Here is a 25,668-nt window from a genome sequence, read left to right as displayed (position 1 = left end):
ACGGCGAGACCCCTGGTCGCCGGTCATCCCGTCGAGGTGGCTCGCAACCCAGGTCGCCAGTTGCCGGGTCGGCGGCTCGTATTTCGCCGTTGCCGAAATGTAGTTCATAGTTGGTGCTCGGGTCCCCACGGCTAAGGAGATCATGGTGCCAACCGCGAATTTCGGTACGAAGGACGATCCCGGTTTCGAACTGGAGCAGAGTCCCGATCTGATCGTGGTGCGCACGCACAGCGGTCGTGGGATCCGGCGGCAATCGGGGTCGGTGCGCACGCCGCTGAGCGGTGAACTCGACGACGCGACACTGGTGCAGGCCTACCCGGAGGCAGGGGTCGAGGTCTATCGCCTGCCCGCGGGGTCGAAATCGGTGGGGGAACGCAAGCCGGCGCTGGACGCGGCGCCGGAGGTGCGGTTCGCCGGACACGTACTGGTGGACCCGGTCACCGGGGACCCGGTGCTCTATACCGAGAACATCTTCGTGAAGTTCGTCGACCACGTCGAGCGCGAACATTGTCTCGCCGTCCTGACCGCGGCGAATCTTACTGTGAAGCAGGCGGTTTCGTATGCCACCAACGCCTACTTCACAGCGGCGCCCGAGGGCACCGGCCAGCGGGTCTTCGACATCGCCACCGCCCTGCTGAATCGCGACGACGTCGAGTACTGCCATCCGGAGCTGATCCGGCACCGGGCCAGGAAGACGATCTTCCCGCAGCAGTGGCATCTGAAGAAGACCACCATCGGCGGTGTCACGATCGACGCGCACGCGGCGGTGGAAGCCGCGCATGCCCTCACCCGCGGGGCGGGTGTGACGATCGCCGTGATCGATGACGGTGTCGACATCGACCATCCCGAGTTCGCCGGTGCCGCGAAGATCGTCGCGCCGCGGGATGTCACGGCGAAGACCGATGATCCGCGCCCGAAGGACCCCTTCGGCACCGGCCCCGACAACGGTGACAACCATGGCACCGCGTGTGCGGGCGTGGCGTGCGCCAACGGGACGGCCGGAGCATCCGGAGTGGCGCCGGAGGCCGCGCTGATGCCGATCCGGCTCGCCTCAGGGCTCGGCTCGCAGGCGGAGGCGGACGCGTTCGGGTGGGCCGCCGATCATGGCGCCGACGTCATCTCGTGCAGCTGGGGCCCGGCCGACGGCAAGTGGTTCCAGCCGAACGACCCGGCGCACAACCGGGTGGTGGCGCTGCCCGCGAGTACCAGGTTGGCGATCGAATACGCCGTCACCAGCGGACGCGGCGGCAAGGGCTGTGTGGTGCTGTTCGCGGCGGGCAACGGCAACGAATCCGTGGACAACGACGGCTACGCCGGCTTCGCGAAGGTGATCGCGGTCGCGGCATGCAACGACACCGGCAAGCGCAGTGTCTACAGCGATTTCGGTAAAGCGGTGTGGTGCGCGTTCCCCAGCAGCGATTTCGGGCACCGACCCTTCGGGCATCCCGGCCCGCTCACGCCCGGGATCTGGACGGTGGATCGGCACGGGGCGAACGGCTACAACCCCGGCTCGGTGGCGGCCGGCGACGAGGCGGGTGACTACACCAACGACTTCGGCGGAACCTCCAGCGCGTGCCCGGGCGCCGCGGGAATTGTGGCATTGATGCTGTCGGTGAATCCGGACCTGACTTCGGACCAGGTGAAGAACCTGCTGAAAGACGCCTGCGACAAGATCGATCCGCAGGGCGGCGGGTATGGGGCGGACGGCCACAGCGACAAGTACGGATACGGCAGGATGAACGCGCTCGCCGCCGTGCGGGCGGCTCGGCCCGCCGAGACCGAGGCCGCTGCCGGCGCGGTGGTCACCGTCGCGGGAGAATGAGGCGGTGGCGGCGGACGGTGTTCAGCTGATCGTGGTGGACGCCGCGAACGTCGTCGGCGCACGGCCCGACGGGTGGTGGCGCGATCGGCCCGGCGCCGCTCGGCGATTGCTCGAGCGGATGACCGGGCTGCGGGCGCAGCTGACCGAACCCGCCGAGATGATCGTGGTGCTCGAGGGAGCGGCGAAGGCCGCGGTCGACACGGCGGCGGATCCGGATTTCGGCGGCGTGCGCGTGGTGCGCGCGGGGGGTTCGGGCGACGACGCGATCGTCGGCGTGGTCGCCGCGGCTCGGGCGGAAGATAGCAGCCGTCCGATCACGGTGGTGACAGCCGACCGCGGACTGCGTGCCCGCGTGGCGGCCGCGAGGGCGGAGACGGTGGGGCCGAACTGGCTTCTGGACCGCCTGGGGCCGTGATGCGGTCGTCGCCCGGAAGTCGGTCTCGCATTGATACACCTCCGGCGTTTCACCCATCCGTCCAGTCCGTTTTGCGGCACTCTGAGCGGTATGACCGCCTCCGACGTCGTGGGGATGCCGTTGCTCTACCTGGTCGAGATCTCCGAGCCAGGTTACTTCAATCGGCCGTGGTGGAAGATCGCGAGCACCGGCGCGCCGAGGCAGGTTCGTGCCGCGTTCAGCGAACTGGCCGTCCGGGTCGAGCGCGACGTCCAGCGCGCCGGAGGCGGGGGCCGGTGCTGGTACCGCTACGACGTGCGGTGGCCGGACGGCGCGGTGCTCGAGTGTTTCCAGGGGGCGATCCGATCGGTGTTGATTCCCGGCGAGTTGCGCTGCCTGGCCGTGGCTCTGACCTCGGCGACGACCGTGGATCTGCGCTCCGCCGAGCGTCCGCCGTACTGATTGCGCCGTCGCACCCCGGCGAACGGGCAGAGCCCCGATGGCTTCGGGGCTCTGCGGGTGAATCGGTGGCTCAGTCGAGCAGAGCCGGTTGTCTGGCGCCGTCCTGCTTCGCGGCACCCTCGGAAGCCGGCCGGGTCGCCGGGTGCGCGTCGGCTTGCATCGGGTCGAGGGCGGGATCGATGTCGATCGTGCGGCGCAGCGGGCGATTGGGCAGCAGCGCCGCCGCGATGAGCGCGACGACCGTGGCGCCCGCGGCGATGAGGAAGATCCGCCCGGTCGCGTCGCCGTAGGCGGCGCGCACGATGGTCGCGATGGGCGCGGGCAGGGCGCCGAGATCGAGGTTGCTGCCGCCGGAGGACTTGGTCTGGATGCCGAGCCGGGCGAAGCCCTCCGCGGACAGCTCGCCGACCCGGGTGGCCAGGACCGAACCGAGCACCGAGACCCCGATGGCGCCACCGAAGGTGCGGAAGAAGGCGACACTGCTCGACGCGGCGCCGATGTTGTGCACGCTCACCGTGTTCTGCACGGCCAGGACCAGGTTCTGCATCATCATGCCGACACCGAACCCCACGACGGTGATGTACCCGCCGACCAGCCACAGGCTCGTCGCGTGGTCGATCGTCGAGAGCAGCGCGAAACCGACCACCAGCAGCGCGGCGCCCGCGACCACGAAACCCTTCCACTTGCCGCGCCGGGTGATCAACTGGCCGGAGCCGACCGAGGCGATCAGCATGCCCGCGACCAGCGGGATGGTCAGCACGCCCGCCGCGGTGGGGGAGTAGCCGCGCGCGGTCTGGAAGTACTGGCCCAGGAAGGTGGTCGCGCCGAACATGCCGACGCCGACGGCGATGGAGGCGATGATCGCCAGGCCGGTGGTGCGTTCGGTGACGATCGGCAGCGGGATGATCGGCGACTTGGCGCGCGACTCGACCCACACGGTCGCGAGCAGCAGCAGCACGCCGGAAGCGACATAGATCGCCGATTCCCGCGAGATCCACTCGTAGTACCCGGCCTTCCCGGCGAACGACACCCAGATGAGCAGCACCGAGACGCCGCCCGTCAGCAATGCGGCGCCGAGCCAGTCGATCGACACTCCCTCCTTGCGGTCGGTGGGCAGTCGCAGGGTCCGCTGCAAGAGCGCCAGCGCGATCACGGCCAGCGGCACGCACACGAAGAAGCACCAGCGCCAGCCCAGCGGGCTGTCGACGATGACACCGCCGAGGACGGGGCCGCCGGACATGGAGACCGCCATCACGGCGCCCATGTACCCGGAATAGCGCCCGCGTTCGCGCGGCGCGACGATGGAGCCGATGATCGCGACGACGAGTGCGGTCAGTCCGCCCATGCCGATGCCCTGGACGACGCGCGCGACCAGCAGCACGGGGACGTTGCCGGCGAATCCGGCGATCACGGAGCCGATGACGAAGATGACGATGGCCGATTGGACCAGGGCCTTCTTGTTGAACAGGTCGGCGAATTTACCCCAGATCGGCGTGGAGGCCGCGTTCGCCAGCAGCGCCGAGGTGATGACCCAGGCGTAGGCGGTCTGCGATCCCTGCAGGTCGCCGATGATGGTGGGCAGCGCGGTGGCGACGATCGTCGTGCTGAGCAGGGCGGTGAACAGCGCCGCGAGCAGCCCGGTCATCGCTTCCAGCACTTCGCGGTGGGTCATCGCGTACGGGTCGCGTCGCGTCACCGACTCGACTGAACTAGACATCTACTTCCTGACTCTCTTTCGAAACCGGCTGATGCGCGTGCACCGCACTGCTTTGTGCGTGCGCGGTCAGTGCGTTGCGGAGCTTCTGCACGGCGACGCACGCGCCCTCGGCGTCGTCTTCGCTCCAGTCCGCCAGGACGGTCTGCAAGCCCCGGGCCCGCGAAGCGCGGACGCGGTACAGCAGATCGCGGCCCTCGTCGGTCACCCGGATGAGGGTGGCCCGCCCATCGGTGGGATCGGCGTGCCTGCTGATATAGCCCGCGCCGACGAGTTCGGTGACGTGCCTGCTCAGTGCGCTCGGGCTGATGCACAAGTCCACGGCGAGGTCGACCTGCCTGCACGGGCCTTTGGACTCGAGGGTGCCCAACACCCCGATGCCACCCGGAAGCAAGTGCCCTTCCTCCGGATGCGCGAGCGCGACACGGATGGCCCGGCCCATCAGGTAGAGCTCTTTGATCAAGCTCTGAGCCGTATCGGGTGAGACTGCCATGGCCGCTCCAGACGAGATAAGTTGCTTGCGCTATGCAACTATATAGTAATTGCTTGCGCTAAGCAAATAGTGTCCGGCGGTCTGCTCCGCCGTGCTGGGCGGGCGACCCGTGGAGGCCGAGCGGATTCACGGCAATCGAAGTGCGGGAAGGCGGGCGACCACCGACCCCGGGGTGGGTCCGGACCCACCCCGGGGTTTGCTGGACGGTCCCTGAGGTCTCTTTTCCCGCGGTTATGGACATCGGAGAGTAGTAGCCGACGTCGATACCGATCCCTACCGAGGAACTACGAGATGCAGCCGACTTTTGTTCACCACGTAAGGCAGCAAATTTTCGACTACGGGGAGAGCAGGTCCTACACCTACCTGCGTGAGGCCGGACGAGGGCTCAGCGAGGAAGTCGTCACCTACCGCGAACTCGACCGCGACGCCAGGGCTGTCGCGGCCTGGCTGGCGGCGCGTCCGGAATCGGCCGAGCCGGTCGTGCTGCTCTATCAGGACGGGCTGAGGTTCCTGCGGGTGTTTCTCGGTTGCCTGTACGCCGGGGTCGTGGCCGTTCCCGCGCCTGTGCCCCACGATGCGGGCAGCGCCCGGCGGGTGGCGAATGTGATCGCGGATTCCGGCGCCCGATTGGTGCTCACCACAGCACACTTCCAGCCGCTTGTCGCGGCGGCTACGCCCGTGGCCGTGGTCACCACCGACGGTCGCCTGGGTGACCCCGACGCGTGGCATATGCCCGACATCGACTCGGGGACGATCGCCTTCCTGCAGTACACGTCGGGATCGACCGGCACCCCGAAAGGGGTCGTGGTGACGCACGGCAATCTCCTGCACAACGAGGCTGCCATCGCCGCGGGCGGGATGAAGGATGCCGATACCGGCGTCGGCTGGCTTCCGCACTTCCACGACATGGGCCTGATCGGCATGCTGCTCGGGGCGGTATACGCCGGTGCGAACCTGGTGATGATGGCGCCGACGACGTTTCTCAAGCGTCCGATCCGCTGGCTACGGGCCATCGACAAGTACCGCGCGACATTCACCGCCGCGCCGAATTTCGCCTACGATCTCATCGCGCGCCGGGTGACCGACGAACAGTTGGCCGATCTCGATCTCAGCACTCTCGAGATCGCGCTGAGCGGCGCCGAGCCGGTCCGCGAGCAGACCATGGCGGCGGTGCTGGATCGTTTCGGACTCGCGGGTTGGCGGCCGACGACGTTCCGGCCTGCCTACGGCCTGGCCGAGGTGACACTGCTCGCCAGTGCGGCCTCGACGCCCTCAGCGCCGGACTACCTCGATGTGGGGCGCGGCACTCGGCTCGTCGGCTGCGGACCCGCTGCCCGTGGTCTGGACGTTCGCATCGTCTGCCCGCACACGCGGCGACAACTGGCGGAGAACACCGTCGGCGAGATCTGGATTCGCGGCGAAAGCGTCGCCGCCGGCTACTGGAATCGTCCCGACGAGACCCGCGAAACCTTCGGTGCTCACCTCGGCAGCGAGGGGCCGTTCCTGCGCACCGGTGATCTCGGCTTACTTCGTGACAACGAGCTGTTCGTCGCGGGTCGCCTCAAGGATCTGTTGATCATCAACGGCCGCAACGTCTATCCCCAGGACGTCGAGGAGCTGGTGCGCGAGCTGCATCCGGCGTTCGCCGACAGTGCCGGCGTCGCGGTATCCGTCGACGCGGGGGGCCGGGAACGACTTGTGGTGCTGCAAGGCGTCAAGACGGCGCTGCAAGGCGGCGCCACGCTCGCCGAACTCACCTCGGCGATCAAGGTCGCGGTGTCCCGCGGGTTCGACGTGCCCGCGCCGAACGTCGTTCTCATTCCACCCAGGTCGGTGCACCGCACCACCAGCGGCAAGGTCCAACGCAGCTCGATGCGGGAGGCGTTTGTCGAGGATCGCGTCGTGGGTGTCCTGCACGAGGATCTCGAACCGGCGCTGAGCCGGTCCATGACCGCCTGATCGAAACCCGCCGAGGAGCCGAAACATGTTCAGCAGCACAATCTCTCGTTCGACCACCATTCAGGATTGGCTGGTGGAGCGCGTGGCGGACTACACCGAACGCGCGCCCCACGAGGTGGATCCCGTGGTCCCGCTCGCCGAGCTGGGCTTGGACTCCGTCTCGGCGGTGAGTCTGTGTGGCGAGATCGAGGACCGCTGGTCGCTCGAGGTCGACCCGGTGCTGGTCTTCGAGTACCCCACCATCGCCGATATCGCCGCATACATCGACGCCGAATTCACCCTCGCCGCATGACCGATATCGCCATCGTCGGCCTCGACTGCCGATTCCCCCAAGCGCCCGATCCCGCTGCGCTGTGGCGGCTGCTGATCGAGGGACGTGACGCGATCTGCGAGGTTCCCGCGAGCCGCTGGAACGCTGCCGACTTCCACGACCCGGCCGGTGCGCCCGGCACGATCAACACCCGCAGCGGCGGCTTCCTGGACGACGCGGACGCGTTCGACGCCGACTTCTTCGGCATCTCCCCGCGTGAAGCCGAGGCGATGGATCCGCAACAGCGGCTGCTGCTGCAAGCCACCTGGCGCGCCTTCGAAGACGCCACGCTCGACCCGCGCTCCGAGGCCGGTTCGCGGACCGGCGTCTTCGTCGGGGTGATGGCCAACGAATGGGCCAACTTGCAGATGAGCGACTACGCCGCGATCACGCCGCAGCACGGCTCCGGCAATGGGTACTTCATGACCGCGAACCGGTTGTCCTACCAGTTCGACCTGAAAGGACCGAGTGTCGCGGTCGACACGGCCTGCTCGTCGTCCCTGGTCGCGGTCCACCTCGCCTGCGGCGCACTGGCTTCCGGCGAATGCGATCAGGCGGTCGCCGGGGGCGTCAACCTCGTGCTCACGCCCGCCGTCGGGGTGTTCTACACCCAGGCCGGTCTTTCCGCCCCGGACGCTCGGTGCAAGCCGTTCAGCGCCGACGCCGACGGAATCGTGCGCGGCGAGGGCGTCGCGGTACTCGTGCTGCGCCGCCTCGCCGACGCCCAGGCGGCGGGCCTGCCGATCTACGCGGTGATCAAGGGCAGCGCCGTCAATTCCGACGGGCGCAGCAACGGCATCACGGCGCCGAACCGGTGGGCGCAGCAGCAGGTGATCGGCGCGGCGTGCGAGCGCGCGGGCGTACGTCCCGAGCAGGTGGATTTTCTCGAGGCGCACGGCACCGGAACGGTGCTCGGCGACATGATCGAGGTCAAGGCGCTGGGGCAACTGCACGGACGCAACCGGCTGCGCCCCTGCGGGATCGGGTCGATCAAGGGCAATCTCGGCCACACCGAGGGCGCCGCGGGCGTTGCGGGCCTGATCAAGGCCGCCCTCAGCTTGCGGCACGGCGTGGTTCCGCCGTCGCGATTCGCCGACCAGGAGAACCCGCGGCTGCGGATGACACAGCAGGGTCTGCGTCTGCTCACCGACCCGATGCCGCTGGAAGGTCCCGGCTACGGCGGAGTCAGCAGTTTCGGCATCGGCGGCACGAACGCCCATGTCGTGCTGGGCAGCGCACCTGCGGCCGAAACGTCCCCGGCGTCCGGCGGGGGAATGCTCACGGTGTCGGCGAACGACGCGGAAGGGTTGCGGCGCAACGCTCGTCGGCTCGCCGACGCCTTGGCTTCCAGCCAGCCGGATCATTTCGCGCAATTGTGCTGGACGAGCAACCAGGTCAAGTCGTCCGGCCGTGCCCGGCTCGCGATCGTCGCGGCGGATCGCGACACCGCGATCACGCGGCTGCGCGGGGGTGCGGATACCGGAGTGGTGCGACCGCTGAGCGTCGGCTGGATGTTCACCGGGCAGGGTTCGCAATTCCCGGGAATGGCTCGCATGCTGGACGCGGCCAGTCCGCTGTTCCGGCGCGCCTTGGCGGCGGTCGACCAGGTGATGGCCGCCCATCTCGGTCGCTCGGTGCGCGAGCTGATGCTCGACGAGCACAACGGGATCGACCGCACCGATCTTGCGCAACCGGCGATCTTCGCGATGGAGTACGCCTTGGCGAAGTCGCTCGCCGAGGTCGGCGTCCGGCCGGCCTGGGTGATCGGGCACAGCATCGGTGAGTTCGCGGCCGCTGCCGTGGCGGGAGTGTTCGATCTGGACGACGCGTGCCGCCTCGTCGTCGCACGAGGCGAGCTGATGCGGCAGTTGCCCGCGGGCGGAGCGATGCTCGCCGTGCGGGCGGACGCGGCCGACGTCGCGGGCCTCCTCGCCGACCGGGCGGAGATCGCGATCGCCGCCGTCAACGGACCGAAAGAGATCGTGCTGTCCGGCGCCGCCGCGGCGATCACCCGGATACACGAGGCGCTCGCGGCGCGCGGAGTGGGCGCCAAGGCGCTCACGGTGTCCCATGCCTTCCACAGTCCGCTGATGGAACCCATGCTGGAGCGGTTCGCGTCCGTCGCCCGCGAATGCAGCTACCGGACACCGGCTCTGCCGCTGTACTCGACCGTGCGCGGTCGCTTGCTCGACGCGGCCGAGACGATGGACGCCGCGTACTGGACCGAGCACGTCCGCGCCACCGTCCGCTTCGGCGAGGCCGTCGAGGCCGCCCTCGGGGCCGAGCCGAGTCATGTCGTCGAGCTCGGACCGCGTCGCGTCCTCGCCGCGCCGGTCGGCCGGATCCACCCGGACCTGGCGGCGCGCTGCCTGACGCCCAGTCCGGGACCCGGCGCGACCGGGGGCGAACTCGCCGGCACCGTCGCCGCGCTGTATCGCGACGGATTCGATCCCGACTGGGACCGGCTCTACGAACCCGCGCAGCGCGTCCGCCGTCGGCTGCCCGGTTATGAGTTCTGCACCGATCAGCGGTTCTGGCTCGAACCGTGCGCCACCCCCACGCCTTCCGTACCAACCGAGGAAACCTCCATGGACCAGTTGATCGCCCTCTTCCGGGAACAGAACGCCGTGCTGGCGAGTCTCGCGGGCGTTCCGTCCGCCGGGCGCGCTCCGCAACAGGCGGGGGCCGCACCGGCGACGACACAGACGGTCACTCCGCAACCGATCGCGACGCACACGACCACGGACCTGCCGATCGCCCCGGAAGCCGTCGCCGGTGTCGTACGCGCGGAGTTCGCCAGGGTGAGCGGCTTCCCGGCCGATCGGCTCCGCGATACCCAAACGATCGGCGGCGATTTGGGATTCGACTCGCTCATGCTCACCGACCTGATCGCCGCGCTCGTGCGAAAGCTGCCCGAAGCGGCCATCGTTCCGAGCCGGTTCACCCCCGCCACGACGCTCGGTGACGTCATCGCTCAGGTCACGAATCAGGGGGGCGCGCCCGTCTCGCGGCAAGCCGCCGTGCCCACGATGGCCGAGGCACCCGAACCCCGGCGCGCGGTCGTCGAGCCGGAGTACCGGATCTCGGATTTCGCGGAGGTGAAGGCGATCGCCGACCGGTTCTCCGGTCTAGAAGCGCTCGGGCTGTCCAATCCCTACTTCTTGATCAACGACGGCATCACGCGAGACACCTCCGTCATCGACGGTACGCCGGTGATCAACTTCTCCAGCTACAACTACCTGGGGCTGTCCGGTCATCCGGCGGTCGTCGCCGCCGTGCAGGACGCGGTGGCGCGCTACGGCAGCTCCTGCTCGGCCAGCCGGATCCTGTCCGGTGAGAAGCCGGTGCACCGGGAACTCGAGGCCGAACTCGCGGCCCTGCTCGGCACCGAGGACGCCATCGCGCTGGTCGGCGGCCACTCCACGAACGTCACGATCATCGGACACCTGGTCGGACCGCAGGACCTGGTGATCCACGACAGTCTCGCCCACGACAGCATCATGCAGGGCTGCAAGCTGTCGGGCGCGACCCGCCGTCCGTTCCCGCACAACGACCACGCCGCCCTGGACGCACTGCTCACCGAGATCCGTCACCAGTACCGGCGGGTACTGATCCTGATCGAGGGCGTCTACAGCCAGGACGGCGACATCCCGGATCTGCCCGCAATCATCGCGGTCAAGAAGAAGCACAAGGCGCTGTTGATGATCGACGAGGCGCACAGCGTCGGGGTGCTCGGCGCGGGTGGCGGCGGGATCGGCGAATACTTCGGCGTGGATCGCGCCGATGTCGAGCTGTGGTCCGGGACGACATCGAAGGCGCTCGCCGGGTGCGGCGGGTACGTCGCGGGCAGCGCGGAGCTGATCCGCTTCCTGAAATACACCACGCCCGGATTCGTCTACAGCGTCGGCATGACGCCGATGAACGCGGCCGCCTCGGCCGCGGCGATCCGGAAGTTGCGGTCCGAGACCGAACCGCTGGAACGTTTACGCCGTAATTCCCGGCTGTTCCTGCGACTGGCCCAGGAAGCGGGGATCGACACCGGCGACAGCCACGACACACCGATCGTTCCGTGCATCGTCGGCGACTCGCCGAAGACGCTGAGACTGTCGAACGCGCTGCTGCGCCGCGGCATCAATGTCAACCCGATCCTGTACCCGGCGGTGCCGGAAAATCTGGCGCGCCTGCGGTTCTTCATCACCGCCTGCCATACCGAAGATCAGGTCCGCGAGACGATCAAGATCCTCGCCGAGGAAATGGCCTTGCTCGCCGAGAGCTGACGGGCGGCGCGGTTGTCGCCGGACGAACCGGAACAGACGGTGGTGACCAGTGCGTGGCCCACGCGGCAGCTGCGTCGTGTACCGCGACGCACACCGGACCGCTGTAGCATCAGCCCGAGGTGCCATCGCCCGGGTCGCAGTGGCGACGTGCCGGGGCCGGGCGGACGATGAGGGCCGAACACGGTGTCCGCTGCCGCAGGTAGGGGTTCGAACGTCGTCGAGGGGTCCCGCGGGCGTGTGATCTGCCAGATGAGGGTTCCAGCGGCGTTTCGGCTCCAGCCGCGTGCGGCCGGTCGGCTCCAGATCCGAGCGCGCACCGTGACGCCGAGCCGATCGATGCCGGCTACCGCGGTGGACGAGGCCGCCTGCCTCGCCGCCGACCGTCGCGACGCATCGGAGGTAGTGGACAGCCATGATTCGCTCGATCATGCGAACCGCGCTCGCTGTGACGGTCGCCGCCGGTGTGTGCCTCGCGGGTTCTCCGCCGTCCGTGGTCGCCTCGGCTCCGCTCGGCGTCCTCGTGACCGGCGGTGAGGTCTCCGGCCGCGCCGTCGACGGAGTCGTCGAATACCTGGGCATCCCGTTCGCCGCGCCCACCGGGGGCGAAGCGCGGTTCGGGCCGCCGCGCCCCGTTCCGCCGTGGCCCGGTGTGCGCCCCGCGCGCGACCACGGGCCGCAGTGCGTGCAGAACGGGTACCTGCCCGGCCTGCCGCCGATCGGACAGACCAGCGAAGATTGCCTGACCATCGACGTATACGCGCCGGACCGCGCCCGCGATCGCCCGCTGCCCGTCATGGTGTTCTTCTACGGTGGCGGCTATATCAACGGCTCCAACAGCGAATACGACGGGCCCACCCGGATGGTCGCCGACGGCGACGTCATCGTGGCCGTTCCCAATTACCGCCTCGGACCGTTCGGCTTCATGTCGCTGCCCGAACTGACGGCCGAATCCGGCGGCGCCACCGGAACGGTCGGCATCCAGGACCAGCAGGCCGCTCTGCGGTGGGTGCGCGACAACGCGCCCGCTTTCGGTGGCGATCCGGGCAATGTCACGATCTTCGGCGAGTCGGCAGGCGGCGTGAGTGTCTGCACCCACTTCGCCGCACCCGGCTCCGAGGCCCTGTTCGCCAAAGCGATCATCCAGAGCGGCGCCTGCGCACAAGCGCCCTTGGCCCCCGTCGATCCCGGCGAGGCGTTCGCGCGCTCGCAGCGCTACGCCGAGCGCGTCGGATGCGGGGATGCCGCGACCCGGCTGGCCTGCCTGCGCGCACTGCCCGTAGCGGCACTTCTGGACGCGCCGAACGTCGAAGCCGACGGACAGACTCCCGTCTGGGTGCCCAGCATCGACGGCGTCGTCATCACACGGACACTCGACGCGGCCTTGGCGGGGGACGCGGGGAAGACGCCGCTCATCGTCGGGACCACCAGCGCGGAAGGCGCGCTGAGCGTCGCCGAAACCGACTACGCCCGCGGCCACGTCCCGGACGCGGCGAGCTACGAACGGTACGTGCGCGAATCCTTCGGCGCCGACGCCGAGCGAGTCCTGGCCCGCTATCCACTCGACCGATACCCCTCCCCGGCCGCCGCCCAGATCGCGGTGATCACCGACAGCCGGTTCGCCTGTCCCGCGCTGTTCACCAGCCGAACGGCGCGCGAGGCCGGACATCCGCTGTGGCAGTACGAAGTCGATCAGGCGCCGCTCGGTGCCGCCAATCCTGTTCTGCCCGGGGCCTTCCACTCCTCCGAGCTCTTCTATCTGTTCACCAGATTCATGGGCGTGCCGATTCCCTGGACGGGTGCGTCCGCCGCTTTCGCCGCGCGAATGCAACACTGGTGGACCACCTTTGCCCACACCGGCGACCCGAACGCTCCGGGTTCACCCGAATGGCCTGCCTGGCCGGAGTCGGCCGGGCGCAGCTCCGATGGACCTGCTCTGATCATGCGGGCGACCGGCAGCGTCGTGACGGAGGATTTCGCCGCCGCGCACGACTGTGCGTTCTGGGCCGAACGCGGCCGCTGAACCTGTCGCCGACGCGCGTCTGCGCCGTTGTCGAGCATGCTCGGAACCCGACGCAGAGAGTGCGGCTGCTGCCGGACTCTGCGTCGCCACGGTCGAGTCCGGACGTGTCGGCATGCCTTCCGATCCGCTGTCGGCCCTCACCGAAGACGAGATCGGCCGGGGCCGGGTGCTGGCCCGCCGCGCCGCCCCGCGCTCGAGCGAAGTGACCCTGCGCTTCGGTGAATGACGGCACGAGCAATTCGCCGCCGCGGGGTTGCTTTCCTGTGACGTGGGCAGTGACCGCTGGCGCCGGATCGGTGCGGGGCGCCATCGGGGAGGCATGGAACCCGCTCCCACAGGATTAGGATGATGATGTCACCGCGGGGGTGCGGGGTCGGGACGTCTGCTTCGATCCGCAGGATCCACGGTGAAACGCCGCAGGTAGGAGCATACTGACGCGATGAACGAATCGGGCGACCGAATCGTGGACACGGCCGAGGGAGCGGTAGCGCGGGTGGTCGGCGCAGGCACACCGCAGACCACGGGGAGCTTCCGGTTCTGGTTCGCCGACCAGCGGTGGGAGTGGTCGGACGAGGTCGCCGCGATGCACGGTTACGCGCCCGATTCGGTGACGCCGACGACCGAGTTGCTGCTCGCGCACAAGCACCCGGAGGACCGGGATCATGTCGCGGAGGCGATCGAGAAGTCGGTCCGCAACGCCGAGCCGTTCTGCAGCCGCCACCGCATCATCGACACCGCGGGAGCGCTGCACCACGTCCTCGTGCTGGGCGACACCATGACCGACAAGGACGGCACCGTCGTCGGCACCGCGGGGTACTACGTCGACCTGACCACCACCATCGCCGAGGAGCGCCAGGATCTGCTCGACGGCACGTTGCCGAAACTGTTCCAGGCGCGCGCGCTGATCGAGCAGGCCAAAGGTGCGCTGATGCGGGTCTACCAGATCAACGCCGAGCAGGCATTCCACGTCTTGCAGTGGCGTTCGCAGGAGACCAACGTCAAGCTGCGTGATCTGGCCGCCCAGCTCATCGCCGAGATCGATCACCTGCCCCCGGAGCCTCCCGCGGCGCAGACCGCCTTCGATCACATGCTGCTCACACTGCACGAGCGCATCCCGAAATCATGATCTCCGCCGCGTCCTAGCCAGCGCGGAGCAGGGCGCCGGCTCCGTCGCGCAGCGCGGCCACGGCGTCGACCAGGACGATCTCGGCGCCGATCGCCAACGCGGCCACCGGCAGTGCTTCGTCGGCACGGCGCATCTCACCGGCCGCGGCGTTCGCCGACGGGCCGAGCAACGGGTTCGGAGCGGTCCCGGCCAGCACCAAGCGGTCACCCAGCGCCGCACGGTCGAGCAGCAGGCGCTCCACGGTGGCGGCGCGCAACGCCGTTGTGGTCGCGGCCAGCCCGGCCACCGCCAGGCCGTCCGGACGGTCGATCTCGGCGGCGAAGCGGTCGAGCACCCGGCGGTGGCGCAGTGCCGCCACCCGGTGCAGGATCTCGCGGACTTCCGCGTCGAGCGCCTTCGGATCCGACCCCGGTATCAGCGTGCCCGCTTCGGCCTCGACCACATCCCTGCCCTTCGCGTCGAACACCGCCCGCAGCTCCGTCCGGGCCCGGGCTTCCCCGGCGAGCACGACGACTTCCGCGTGCACGGTGTCGGCCAGCCGGTCCAGTTCCCCGGCGAATTCGCGGATGTCGCGGCGCGTGGTGTTCTCGACCCGCTCCCGGATCGTGCGATGCGTCCAGTCGTCGCGCCGGATCTCCGGCGCCGGATGGCCGACCCCGCGGAGGGTCTCCTCCGCTTCGCCGCCGTTGCCGTCGAGCGCGTAGAGTTCCGAGCTCACCCGGTCCACGAGCGCCACGACGTGCGGTATCTTCTCGGCCTGCACTTCGATGAGCGGCAGCAGGTAGGGCAGGGGTGACACCCGGACGATCTGGGCGTGCGGCGGGCTCGGCAAGCGCTCGTCGGCGAGCACCTCGGTCTCGTCGGCGATGAGCAGCCTGCCGCAGCGCCCGCGCGGCGGGGGATGCAGTTCGATCGCCTGGGCCAGCAGCCGCCGGATACGCGGGCGGGCTCCGCTGCGGTCCAATTCCGCGTCGATCGAGCGCCAACGCAGCTCGGTACCACGCGCCGCGTCTTCGGTGTCGTGTGAGCTGTCGAAGCAGATCGAGGCGAAAGGGCCGTGTTTTCGAATTATCCGGCGGAGATCGGCCATCGGTATCACCTGGTTTCCCTTGCTGTGGACGCCGGCGCCGAGGCCTGCGGCGAATAACGGGCATCCATCCGGTCCGAGAGCGTCGGTGCCCGGATGACCTCGCCGTGAGTGCCTACAGCTTCGGTTCGGCGAACCATAGTCGGCGGGTACCCGGGTGTCTGGGGGCGAATCATGCACCATAGATCCTCGCGCGGCGAGTGCCCCGTACGGGCCAACGCGTTGCGCGCGAGAGATTTCCGCCCTTCCGACCGGCTGCCACCGGGCTCGGGCCCCGCCGGTCCACGCCTGATCGTCGCCGTTGTCGAGGGTCACCGCACGATACGGACCTTCCCCGGTTCGTTCGGCAACCGTTCGGAGTCGAGGAGCGGGTGTGTCGTGCGCTACGCGATGTCGGTGAGAGCGATCCGCCGATTCGAGCAGCCCCAGGTGCGGATGCGCCGCCACACCGCCCCTGGGGTCGCGAGCGCAGCCACGGCCGTCGGTGAGAGTGATAGGTGATTTCTCACTCGCTGCCCTTTTTCGGTTTCGTGTAAGAAAGCCGGTGAAACGCGTGTTTTCACTGTTCAGCGGGTTGAATTGTAACCAAGCGACCGCTTGGTGTCCGAATCGTGAACCGTAAAGATCGGTTTGTTCGGGGTGTGCTGTGGTAAATGTTGGAAGTATCGGATCGACAGCGCGGTCCTTCCGATAAATGGGGCGAGGAACCCGCGCTGCTCGATGTTCAGCCGATTCGACGCGCTCTGGCGCGAAACCACCGGCGCGCACGAACACGAGGGCTCTCCGCAAGTATGTGTGCGGCAACGCGCACCAGCGCAGAGGAACGTCATCGTGATCGAGAAACCCGAAGCGCCCGTCGCGGACGACGAAGAACGAGATCGGATCGTATGGCCCGACCCCAGCCCGCTGAGCGGCTGGTGGGCCGAAGTCATGGCTCATCGCCGGATCACCCGGCCCCACACCTCCACCGCCGACCCGCGGCACAACTGACCGGACCGACGGGGTTGCCCGGCCCTCCGCGGCGTGCGGACGGCCGGACCCCGACGAGCCCGTAGGCGGCCCTGCCGTCGGCAAGCGCGTCGTAATTGCGGGCCGTGCGCTGCTTTACGGCGCCTTCGTTCGAATCGCGACTGTGCAAGGTGATTTCCCCGCGCAGCGAACGTGTCGGCGGTGTAAATAGCTTGTTGCGGCAGGTGCCTCGAGCGCCCCGAAAATTCGCCGAGCTTTTGCGACAAGCACTTCGAACCGCCGAAATCGAAGCTTCGGCCCGAGTTCCGCTGAACTGCCGGCATGCAACTCCTCGCCCCGACCGTGATCGCCCGCGAATTCCGGCACGTTCGGTGTGCTTGCCGCACGGTTCACGTCCCTTCCCGCCGGCGGTGGTCGCCGGCGCCAAGAGTCTCTGACTGCCAACGGGTTTGGCGTCTGCTTCAATGGGTGGTCACATTCGGCGGAGGACACGGGGGCGTGATGTCCGGCACCAGAGCTGTCTCCTTTCGGGGGGTCGATGTGCTCGAAGATCTGCTGCGCTGGTTGGTGCGGCGGCCGCCGCGCGGCGAGCGGATGCTGCCGATGGTGGGACTGTGCGGCGATCTCACCAATGTCGAGGCATGCCTGGACACGTTCGACGCGGCGCTCGGCGGCGCGGTGCACGCAGCCGTGGACGTCGACGCTCTCGACCCCTTGCCCGACGGCAGCTCCCTGGTCGAGGACACCACGCCGGGGCTGACCGCACTGCGCCAGCTGCTCTACAACCTCTGCAAGGGCTTGTCGGCGGACCGCTTCGGGCGCTTGCGACCGTTGCCTTTCCGGCGCTACCGGTTGGCCGAGTGGTTGATGGCTCGCAAGCTGAGTTCCGACCACGAGCTGGACGAGCTGGCGACGTCGCTGCGCAGGGACTTCGGCCGCTGGGGCGAGGAATTGCTCGGTCAAGCCGAGGCCACGGTGGGCCCGGTGCAGCGAATCGTGCTGGGGCTGTTGCGCATCGTGCTGCCCACGGCGGTGTTCCGGGCGCGCACCGGCGGCCGGATTCCCGGTGTCGGGCGGGAGTTCCGATGGTTCATGCGCCAGCAATACCTTGCCCCGGAACAGTCCAGTCAGTTCGTCGGATTCGCGCACCGACTCACCGAGGGCGCCCGGCGTCACGAACACGCCGAGCATCTGGCCAAGCTGCTGGTGCACGCCTTCCTCGAAGACCTGCGCGTCGCCTACCGCCGGCGCTGGTGGAGTATCGGCGCGGCACGGCGCACCACCTATCCGGTCGCGGTCCTGCGCGCGCTCGACGGCGAAGCCGGTCCCCGGCTGCTCGACCTGATCAACGACGTGCGTAACGAGACAGGCAAGGACGATCCGCTGCTGGTGGTGGCGGGCACACGGACGCCACCACCCGGCGTCACCGCGCGCCCGGTGTACCGGGTGCGGCGGCTGTACGAGATCTGGGGGGAGGAGTTGCCCGTCGAGCGGCAGCGGCAGCGCCCCCGGGCCTGGCAGCTGTGGTTCGACGTGCCCGCGACCGGCCCGAACGACGACGAGCCCGACCCGTTCCGGCGCATCCAGCCCCCCGCCCCGCCTTGGTGGGCGCGATGGGCGGTGTCGGCGACCGCGATGTTCCTGGTGGTGGTGCTGGCGATGGCCGCGGCCGGATTCGCGACATGGCGACCGTGGCGTGCGAGCGCACCCGCATGCGCGACCATCGCGGCCGACCGGTGGGTGCGCGTCGTTCCCGGTGCGGACGGCAGTTGCGTCGGTTTCAGCGCCTACGATCCGGATGATCCAGCGGCAGGCGGACGGGGCTTCCTGTTCGCGAGCGACGAGCCCGGCAGCCGCCGTCTGGTGGAGGTGCAGCGACGGGTGTACAAGCAGAATCTGCTGGCCGAGCAGCTGGCCAGGGAACAGCCGGCGCGGCCGCTGTTCACCCTGGTCTATTTCGGTCAGCTCGCGGGCGTTCCGGGCGACTACCCGGCGCAGAGCGAGGACATCGAGGGCTTGGCGCTGGCGCAGTACGGCGCGCTGGAATCGGTCGCCTCGTCCGACACCATCACCCCCGACACCGTCCCGCTGATCCGGCTGTTGCTCGCGAACACCGGTCCGGCCAATCTGCAGGGTCCGCAGGTCATCGATCTGCTGAGGCCGCTGATCCGCGCCGAGCCGGGCATCGTCGGGGCGATCGGTCTCGATCAGAGCCGGACGGCGACGCTGATCATGATCAATTCGCTTACCGGCCTGGGCATTCCGATGGTGGCGCCCAGTCTGTCGGCCGACGAGATGGCGCTGTCCTCGCCGCTGTACTTCCAGATCGCCCCGCCCAACCATGCGATCGCCGACATGATCGAGCAGTACCTGAATTCGCTTCCCGGGGTGGCCGGGCGCGGCGTACGGATCTACCACCGGCCCGACCCGACCGATCTGTACACCACGAACATGGCGGCGGACCTGTATATCCTCGCCAGAGGCGGGCGAAGGATCTGGGATGGCTCGTGGGACGTGCGCGATGCCTTCACCGGGGCGGACAACACCGACGCGTGCGACGAGGTGCTGTTCTTCGCGGGCCGGGATTCGGAATTCCCCGACTTCCTGCAGAGCCTCAACCGAGCGTGCGGCGACCAGCGGGTGCTGTTGATCGCGGACGATTCGGTCAACCGCTTCATGGCCAGCGCGGACCGGCGCAGGGCGGCCAACAGCGCGCGCCCGCTGGTCTACGTGGCCAAAGCGAGCCTGGTGACCTGCCGGAACAAAGGCCAGGGCCGGCGCAGCCGGGTCGAGTTCTACCACCTCGCCACCACTGTGGATCCGGACACCCCGAGCTGGAACGCGTGCGCCGAAGCCGACAAACCGCTCGGCGAGCGCGTCCAGTTGCATCCGCTGGGGGAGCGGGTCGCGCTGACCTACGACGCGGTCGGATTGTTCGTGCGCGCCGTGCAGGCGCTGGCCCCGGCCGTCTCTGGCGTGTGGACCGAGCCGATCCCGATCAGCGCGGCCGCGGTGTGGGCCGCGCTGCGTGATCTACCCCGGCAACCTGCCATCGAATCCAGCAGTGGCGTACTGGACTTCTCGGTCAGCCAGGGCGCCCACGCGGGGCGGGTGGCGCACGACAAGTGGGTCGGCATGCTCAGTGTGGAGCAGATCTGGGATCCCTCGAGCACCGCCGAACCCGTGATGATCTACGGCTGTGGCCGGGCCACCGCCGACGACACCGCGCAGTGCCGTCCCTACCCGCTCGGCGGCGGCTGACCGGCTTCGACACGGCTCGGCTCCGAAGTCGCGCTGAGTGGCTCGGCCAGTTCCTCCAGCGAACGGCCCTCGGCCCGCACGCCGTAGGCCAGTTCGACCAACCCGGCCGCGAACATGGCGAGCGCGCCGATGACGAACGCCAGGGCGGTCTTCCCGGGCTCGCCGTCGGCGGTGAGTTCGGCGAACACCAACGGTCCCGCGACGCCGCCCGCGACGGTTCCGATCGCGTAGAAGAAGGCGATGGCCATGGCGCGGGTCTCCATCGGGAAGATCTCGCTGACCGTCAGATAGGCCGCGCTGGCGCCGCACGACGCGACGAACAGCACGGCGGTCCAGCAGGCGGTGAGGGTCGTCGCGGTCAGATGTCCGCCCGCGAAAAGCCATGCGGTGCCGAGCAACAGCACGGCCGAACCGAGATAGCTGCCCGCGATCATCGGCTTGCGCCCGACCGTGTCGAACAGCTTGCCCAGCAGCAGCGGGCCGAGGAAGTTGCCGAAGCAGAGAACCGCGAAATAGTAGCCGACCCGGTCGTCGGGGATATCGAAGGATTTGGACAAGATGAGCGCGTAGTTGAACGTGATGGCGTTGTAGAGGAATGCCTGGCCGATGAACAGCGACAAACCGAGCACGCCGCGCCGGGGATAGCGCCGCACGATCACCTCGGCGATCTCGCGGAAGGAGATGGTCCGCCGCTGGCGGATCCGGATTCGCTGATCGGAGACGTCCGTCAGAGCGGCGCCGGCCTCCGCTCGGACGCGCTCCTCGATCGCGGTGACGGTGCGCTCTGCGTCTACTTCGTGACCGTGGATGAACTGCCAGCGCGGACTTTCCGGGACATGCCTGCGCACCAGCAGGATGACCAGTCCGAACACGGCACCGAGCGCGAAGGTCAAGCGCCAGCCGACATCCGGCGCGAAGAGGTCGGTGTCGAGCGCGACGATGGACAGCAGCGCACCGCCGACGGCGCCGAGCCAGTAGGTGCCGTTGATCACGATGTCGATGCGCCCGCGGTACTGCTTCGGGATCAGCTCGTCGATGGCGGAATTGATCGCCGCGTATTCGCCGCCGATGCCGAACCCGGTGAGGAACCGGAAGAAGACGAACCACCACATCGAGAACGACAGCGCCGTCATCGCGGTCGCGAACAGGTACACCGCCAGGGTGATCAAGAAGAGCTTCTTGCGGCCGAATCGGTCGGTCAGCCAACCGAAGAAGAGCGCGCCGGTGCCCGCGCCCGCGACGTACATGGCCGCGGCGAGACCGGAAACCTGTGCCGCCGTGATGTTCAGGCCACTGCCCGGTTCCGAGAGGCGGGCGGCCACGCTGCCGACGACGGTCACTTCGAGCCCGTCGAGGATCCAGACGGAGCCGAGCCCGATCACGATCATCCAGTGCCACCGCGACCAAGGCAGACGATCCAGCCTGGCCGGGATGTCGGTCGATATGGTCCGCACGGATCACCCCTTCGGAAGACTGACGGTCGGATACCCCGAGCCGCCGCGGCCAACCGTGCCGTGGGCTAGGCTCGGATCCCGAGTGAAACGTGTTCTAGAAGGTGACCCGCGATGAAGACGATCTACGCGCTGTGGGGCGTGCGCGACCTGCTCGCCGCGGATCCGGCGCCGCGACTGGCGGAGGCCGCTGCGGTGCAGGCGAATATCGCGGACGCGGCGGTCGAGACGGCGATGTTGCGCATCACGACTTTCGACGCGCCGGTGCAGGCCGTCGTCAGCGTCTGGTGGGACGGGACGCCGCGCCCGGACGCGGCGGAACGAGCGCTGAGCGCCGTGGCCGAGCGGGTGGCGGGCTGGCACGTCGAGGAGGCGACTCCGATCCCGCCGCCGGTCACCGCTGTGGGCGAGCGGGCGCCGGGCCTGTCGAACATCGCCTTCCTGCGCAAACCGGACGACCTCTCGCACGCGGACTGGCTGGACCGCTGGCGCAACCACCACACCGCGATCGCCATCGAGACCCAGGCGACATTCGGCTACGTGCAGAACGTCGTGACCGGTCCCGCCACGGCCGGTGCGCCGGACATCGCCGGAATCGTGGAGGAGCTGTTCCCGATCGAGGCGCTCACCGATCCGCACGCGTTCTACGGCAGCGGCGGCGACGCGGCGGAGTTGGCACGCCGCATCGAGCGGCTGATGACCAGCGTCGCGACCTTCGGCGGCGACCGCAACCTGGATGTCGTACCCACCAGCCGGTATCGGCTGCGCTGAGCGGTTCAGCGGCCGGGGGAACGTTCGGCCGATTCCCGAAGTGCGACTCGGGCGGCGCGCACGGCGGGATGGTTACCCGCGCCGCGCCGATAGGCGAGGCGGGTTCGCCGTCGCGTCGGCAGCGCGCCGAGCGTGACGCCCGGGGGGCAATCCCGCGTCCCGAATTCCGGGACGAGGGCGACTCCTTGACCGGCGGCGACGAGCGCGAGGACCGTGCCGAAGTCGTCGGCGTGATGCCGGATCCGGGGCGTGAAGCCCGCCGCCTCGCAAGCGCGCACGGTCATCGTGTGGCACAGCGTGCCGGGAGTGCTTGCGATCCAGGCACTTTCGCGATGCGCGGCCAGTGGTTCGGCCGAACGCGCCGCGAGATAGACGATCTCCTCGAACAGCGGTTCGCTGTGCAATGCGGGATCGGCGGGGACCGGCACGTAGTCGTACTCCTGGATCAGTGCGACATCCAGGGTCTCGGCGCGCAGTGCGTCGGGCGCCAGCGCCGGATCCAGTTCGGTCACACGCAGTTCCAGCCGGGGATGAGCACTGCTCAGTGCGACGAGTGCGGGGGAGAGGATGGTCCGCACCGCGGTGGGGAACGCTCCGATGCGCAGCGTTCCGGTGAGTTCGGCGCGGGTCGTGGCCAGCTCGGCGCCGGCCTGTTCGAGCACCGCGAGAATCCGCTCGGTGTGCTGGACCAGGGCCACGGCCGCCGGGGTCAGCGTCACCCGCCGGCCGGTTCGCTTCAGCAGCGCCACGCCCGCATCCCGTTCCAGGGCGGCGAGCTGCTGCGAGACCGCGGACGGCGTGTAGGCGAGGGCTTCCGCGACCGCGGCGATGGTCTCGCGATGCGACAGTTCCCGCAGCAGACGCAGTTTCCGGACATCGAGCATAAGTCGAGCTTATGGTCTGCGACAGAAACATGAACTGGATCTGATGATTCGGTGCGGTCAGGCTGGTCGTCATGACACTCGCAGGTCTTCTCGTCCCCTTGGTCACGCCGTTCACGGCCGATGGCGCGCTCGCCGCAGGCGCGCTGGAGCGGCTCGCGCACGACGTGCTCGACGACGGCGCGTCCGGCATCGTCGCACTCGGCACCACCGGGGAGCCCGCGACGCTGACGGCGCAGGAGCGGGCGCGAGTGGTCGCCGTGTGCGCAGCAGTCTGCCGGGAACGCGACGCGCCGTTGCTGGTCGGCGTGGGATCGAACTCGACGGCGGCTTCCGTCGAGGCCCTCGCCGGTCTCGATCCGGGCAGCACCGCGGCGCTCACCGTGGTCCCGTACTACACGCGACCGTCCGAGGCGGGTGTGCTCGCACACTTCCGAGAGCTCGCCGCAGCGTCCCCGGTGCCGTTGGTCGTCTACCACATCCCGTATCGGACCGGGCTTTCCCTCGGCACCGACACCTTGCTCGCGCTCGCGAATATGCCCGAGGTCATCGGCCTGAAGCACGCCGTCGGCGCCATCGATGAGGCCACCATCGCGCTGATGAGCGCGCGACCCGCCGATTTCGCCGTGCTGGCCGGTGACGACCTGTTCGCCGCGCCGCTGCTGGCTCTCGGCGCCTCCGGTGCGATCGCGGCCTCGGCCGCCGTGCACACCTCGTCGTTCGCGGCCTTGGTCGCCGCGTGGCGCACCGGTCCGATCGACCTGGCGCGGTTGCTCGGTCACCGGCTGGCGGTGCTGTCGGCCGCGCTGTTCGCCGAACCCAATCCCGCGGTGATCAAAGCCGTGCTCGCCGCGCAGGGCCGCATACCGAGTGCCGCGGTCCGGCTGCCGTTGCTGCCCGCGAGCGAGGCCGCGACCCGGGCCGCCTTGTCCGCGCTCGCGGAATTCCCGACATCAGGAACGGGCAATGACTGGTGTTGCGGCCGCGAAGGTGCCACGCTTAAGCGGTGACACAACCTCCGGATACCCAGGCGGCTGGGCCCGACCCGTCGGCCGACAAACTGGACGCGGCCGTCTTCAAGGTCGCGGGCGTGGTCGTGCTCGGCGCGATCATGTCGATTCTCGACATCACCGTCGTCAGCGTCGCGATCCCGACCTTCCAGCGCGAGTTCGACACGAGCTACGCCATCGCGGCGTGGACGATGACCGGCTACACGCTCGCGCTGGCCACCGTGATCCCGCTGACCGGGTGGGCGGCCGACCGCTTCGGCACCAAGCGGCTGTACATCATGGCTCTCACCTTCTTCGTGCTCGGCTCACTGCTGTGCAGCACGGCGTGGAACATCGAATCGCTGATCGCCTTCCGGGTGATCCAGGGCCTGGGCGGCGGCATGCTGATGCCGCTGGGCATGACGATCATGACCCATGCCGCGGGCCCGCAGCGGGTCGGCCGGGTGATGGCGGTGCTCGGCGTGCCGATGCTGCTCGGCCCGATCGGCGGCCCGATCCTGGGCGGCTGGCTGATCGAGAACTTCAGCTGGCACTGGATCTTCTTGATCAATCTGCCGATCGGCGTGGTCGCCTTGGCGCTCGCGATCATCCTGCTGCCCGGCGACAAGCCGGAGCCCTCGGAGTCGTTCGACTTCATCGGCATGCTGCTGGCCTCGCCCGGCCTCGCGCTGTTCCTGTTCGGCGTCTCCTCGATCCCGGGGGAGGGGACCGTGCTGGCGGCGAAGGTGCTGATTCCGGCCGTTATCGGCGCGCTGCTGATGGCCGCGTTCGTGTTCCATGCGCTGCGCACCGAGCACCCGCTGATCGATCTGCACCTGTTCCGCAACCGGTCGCTCACCTTCGCGGTGCTCACGATGGTGCTGTTCGCCATCGCGTTCTTCGGCGCGGGCCTGCTGCTGCCGACCTATCTGCAACAGGTGCGCGGCGAGTCGGCGCTGCAAGCCGGTCTGCTGATCGCGCCGCAGGGCATCGGCGCGATGCTCAGCATGCCGATCGCGGGCCGTTTCGTGGACAAGATCGGCCCGGGCAAGATCGTGCTCGTCGGTATCACGCTGATCTCGATCGGGACGGCCTACTTCATCCAGCTCGACGCGGACAGCTCGTACCTCCCCATGATCGGCGCCCTGTTCGTGATGGGCCTCGGGATGGGCTGCACCATGATGCCGATCATGACCGCGGCGATCCAGACCCTGACCCACCAGCAGGTGGCTCGCGGGTCGACGCTGATGAACATCGTCAACCAGACCGCGGGTTCGATCGGCACGGCGACGATGTCGGTGGTGCTGACCAACCTGCTGAACAACCAGCCGCTCGCGCGTCCGGCGATCGCGTCGAACTTCGATCCCGGCGTGGCGAGCCAGCTTCCGCCGGGCGCCGTCGACACCGGTCTGCAGCAGGCCGCGGAGGCGTTCAGCCACACCTATGTGGTGGCGCTGGTGCTGATCGTGCTCACCTTGATCCCGGCATCCTTCCTGCCGCGCACGAAGCCGAAGAACCCGGAGGCGGTCGACGCCGCGACGGTGGTACACGCGTAGGTGTACGCGTCCCGAGATCGCCTGTCCTTCAGGCGATCTCGGGACGATGTCGCCCGGTTGTCGCCCGATCGCCCCGTGAATTCATGCCGGGGACGCGTCTGTGGGAGCTGGTGATGTCCGGTCGAG

General features: G+C 68.9%; 18 protein-coding genes. 13 read left to right on the top strand and 5 right to left on the bottom strand.

Features of this window, described 5'->3' with window-relative positions; translation table 11 throughout:
* Window positions 1–142 precede the first annotated feature (142 nt).
* From NA8_RS08990 to NA8_RS08980, 3 genes are all read left to right on the top strand, one after another.
* Window positions 143–1,822 carry a S8 family peptidase gene (locus tag NA8_RS08990; RefSeq protein WP_063049921.1) on the top strand — a complete coding sequence of 560 codons (1,680 nt, stop codon included), beginning with the start codon at window positions 143–145 and terminating at the stop codon, window positions 1,820–1,822.
* Between the two features lie 4 nt (window positions 1,823–1,826).
* On the top strand, window positions 1,827–2,237 hold the full coding sequence (locus tag NA8_RS08985) for a hypothetical protein (protein ID WP_063049920.1): 411 nt from the start codon (window positions 1,827–1,829) through the stop codon (window positions 2,235–2,237).
* Between the two features lie 90 nt (window positions 2,238–2,327).
* Entirely contained in the window at window positions 2,328–2,678 is a 351-nt protein-coding gene (locus NA8_RS08980) for a hypothetical protein (protein WP_063049919.1), read from the top strand.
* 70 nt (window positions 2,679–2,748) lie between these two features.
* On the opposite strand, the gene NA8_RS08975 is transcribed toward NA8_RS08980, so the two are convergent.
* Window positions 2,749–4,395: an MDR family MFS transporter gene (locus NA8_RS08975; RefSeq protein ID WP_063049918.1), complete on the bottom strand. Its 1,647-nt coding sequence runs from the start codon at window positions 4,393–4,395 to the stop codon at window positions 2,749–2,751.
* Window positions 4,388–4,885, bottom strand: coding sequence for a MarR family winged helix-turn-helix transcriptional regulator (locus NA8_RS08970; protein ID WP_063049917.1), 498 nt, complete (start codon window positions 4,883–4,885; stop codon window positions 4,388–4,390). The genes NA8_RS08975 and NA8_RS08970 overlap by 8 nt, the downstream gene beginning before the upstream one ends.
* Before the next feature lie 291 nt (window positions 4,886–5,176).
* Between NA8_RS08970 and NA8_RS08965 the strand changes: the two genes are divergently transcribed.
* From NA8_RS08965 to NA8_RS08945, 5 genes are all read left to right on the top strand, one after another.
* Window positions 5,177–6,844, top strand: coding sequence for a fatty acyl-AMP ligase (locus tag NA8_RS08965; protein ID WP_063049916.1), 1,668 nt, complete (start codon window positions 5,177–5,179; stop codon window positions 6,842–6,844).
* 25 nt (window positions 6,845–6,869) lie between these two features.
* Window positions 6,870–7,136, top strand: a complete 267-nt coding sequence (locus NA8_RS08960; protein ID WP_063049915.1) for an acyl carrier protein — start codon at window positions 6,870–6,872, stop codon at window positions 7,134–7,136.
* Window positions 7,133–11,431 (top strand): type I polyketide synthase, encoded by a 4,299-nt coding sequence (locus NA8_RS08955; RefSeq protein ID WP_063049914.1) that lies wholly within the window; start codon window positions 7,133–7,135, stop codon window positions 11,429–11,431. Before NA8_RS08960 ends, NA8_RS08955 begins: the two co-directional genes overlap by 4 nt.
* A 427-nt stretch (window positions 11,432–11,858) precedes the next feature.
* Window positions 11,859–13,451 (top strand): carboxylesterase/lipase family protein, encoded by a 1,593-nt coding sequence (locus tag NA8_RS08950; RefSeq protein WP_218019426.1) that lies wholly within the window; start codon window positions 11,859–11,861, stop codon window positions 13,449–13,451.
* A gap of 439 nt (window positions 13,452–13,890) precedes the next feature.
* Window positions 13,891–14,577: a PAS and ANTAR domain-containing protein gene (locus NA8_RS08945; protein ID WP_063049912.1), complete on the top strand. Its 687-nt coding sequence runs from the start codon at window positions 13,891–13,893 to the stop codon at window positions 14,575–14,577.
* Window positions 14,578–14,590: 13 nt separating this feature from the next.
* On the opposite strand, the gene NA8_RS08940 is transcribed toward NA8_RS08945, so the two are convergent.
* Entirely contained in the window at window positions 14,591–15,667 is a 1,077-nt protein-coding gene (locus NA8_RS08940; protein WP_063049911.1) for a baeRF2 domain-containing protein, read from the bottom strand.
* Between the two features lie 828 nt (window positions 15,668–16,495).
* On the opposite strand from NA8_RS08940, the gene NA8_RS33605 reads away from it, so the two are divergent.
* Together NA8_RS33605 and NA8_RS08930 are read left to right on the top strand one after the other, a co-directional pair.
* On the top strand, window positions 16,496–16,654 hold the full coding sequence (locus NA8_RS33605) for a hypothetical protein (RefSeq protein ID WP_157106603.1): 159 nt from the start codon (window positions 16,496–16,498) through the stop codon (window positions 16,652–16,654).
* A gap of 519 nt (window positions 16,655–17,173) precedes the next feature.
* Window positions 17,174–19,894: a hypothetical protein gene (locus NA8_RS08930; RefSeq protein ID WP_063049910.1), complete on the top strand. Its 2,721-nt coding sequence runs from the start codon at window positions 17,174–17,176 to the stop codon at window positions 19,892–19,894.
* On the opposite strand, the gene NA8_RS08925 is transcribed toward NA8_RS08930, so the two are convergent.
* On the bottom strand, window positions 19,873–21,348 hold the full coding sequence (locus NA8_RS08925) for an MFS transporter (protein ID WP_063049909.1): 1,476 nt from the start codon (window positions 21,346–21,348) through the stop codon (window positions 19,873–19,875). The genes NA8_RS08930 and NA8_RS08925 overlap by 22 nt on opposite strands.
* A gap of 111 nt (window positions 21,349–21,459) precedes the next feature.
* On the opposite strand from NA8_RS08925, the gene NA8_RS08920 reads away from it, so the two are divergent.
* Entirely contained in the window at window positions 21,460–22,116 is a 657-nt protein-coding gene (locus tag NA8_RS08920; protein ID WP_063049908.1) for an EthD domain-containing protein, read from the top strand.
* Between the two features lie 5 nt (window positions 22,117–22,121).
* Here the strand turns inward: NA8_RS08920 and NA8_RS08915 are convergent, their stop codons facing one another.
* Window positions 22,122–23,000, bottom strand: a complete 879-nt coding sequence (locus tag NA8_RS08915; RefSeq protein WP_063049907.1) for a LysR family transcriptional regulator — start codon at window positions 22,998–23,000, stop codon at window positions 22,122–22,124.
* A 71-nt stretch (window positions 23,001–23,071) separates the two neighbouring features.
* Here NA8_RS08915 and dapA point away from each other — a divergent pair, with 71 nt between their 5' ends.
* Together dapA and NA8_RS08905 are read left to right on the top strand one after the other, a co-directional pair.
* The gene (dapA, locus tag NA8_RS08910; protein WP_084466633.1) at window positions 23,072–24,007 is read left to right on the top strand and encodes a 4-hydroxy-tetrahydrodipicolinate synthase; all 936 of its coding nucleotides are present in this window, start codon (window positions 23,072–23,074) and stop codon (window positions 24,005–24,007) included.
* Window positions 24,004–25,542, top strand: a complete 1,539-nt coding sequence (locus NA8_RS08905) for a DHA2 family efflux MFS transporter permease subunit (RefSeq protein WP_063049906.1) — start codon at window positions 24,004–24,006, stop codon at window positions 25,540–25,542. Before dapA ends, NA8_RS08905 begins: the two co-directional genes overlap by 4 nt.
* Window positions 25,543–25,668: the final 126 nt, after the last annotated feature.

This window comes from Nocardia arthritidis NBRC 100137 (assembly GCF_001612765.1).
In the GTDB taxonomy this organism is placed as follows: domain Bacteria; phylum Actinomycetota; class Actinomycetes; order Mycobacteriales; family Mycobacteriaceae; genus Nocardia; species Nocardia arthritidis.
The sequence above is the reverse complement of the archived record's forward strand: the minus strand, read 5'-3'. Positions and strand labels throughout refer to the sequence as shown.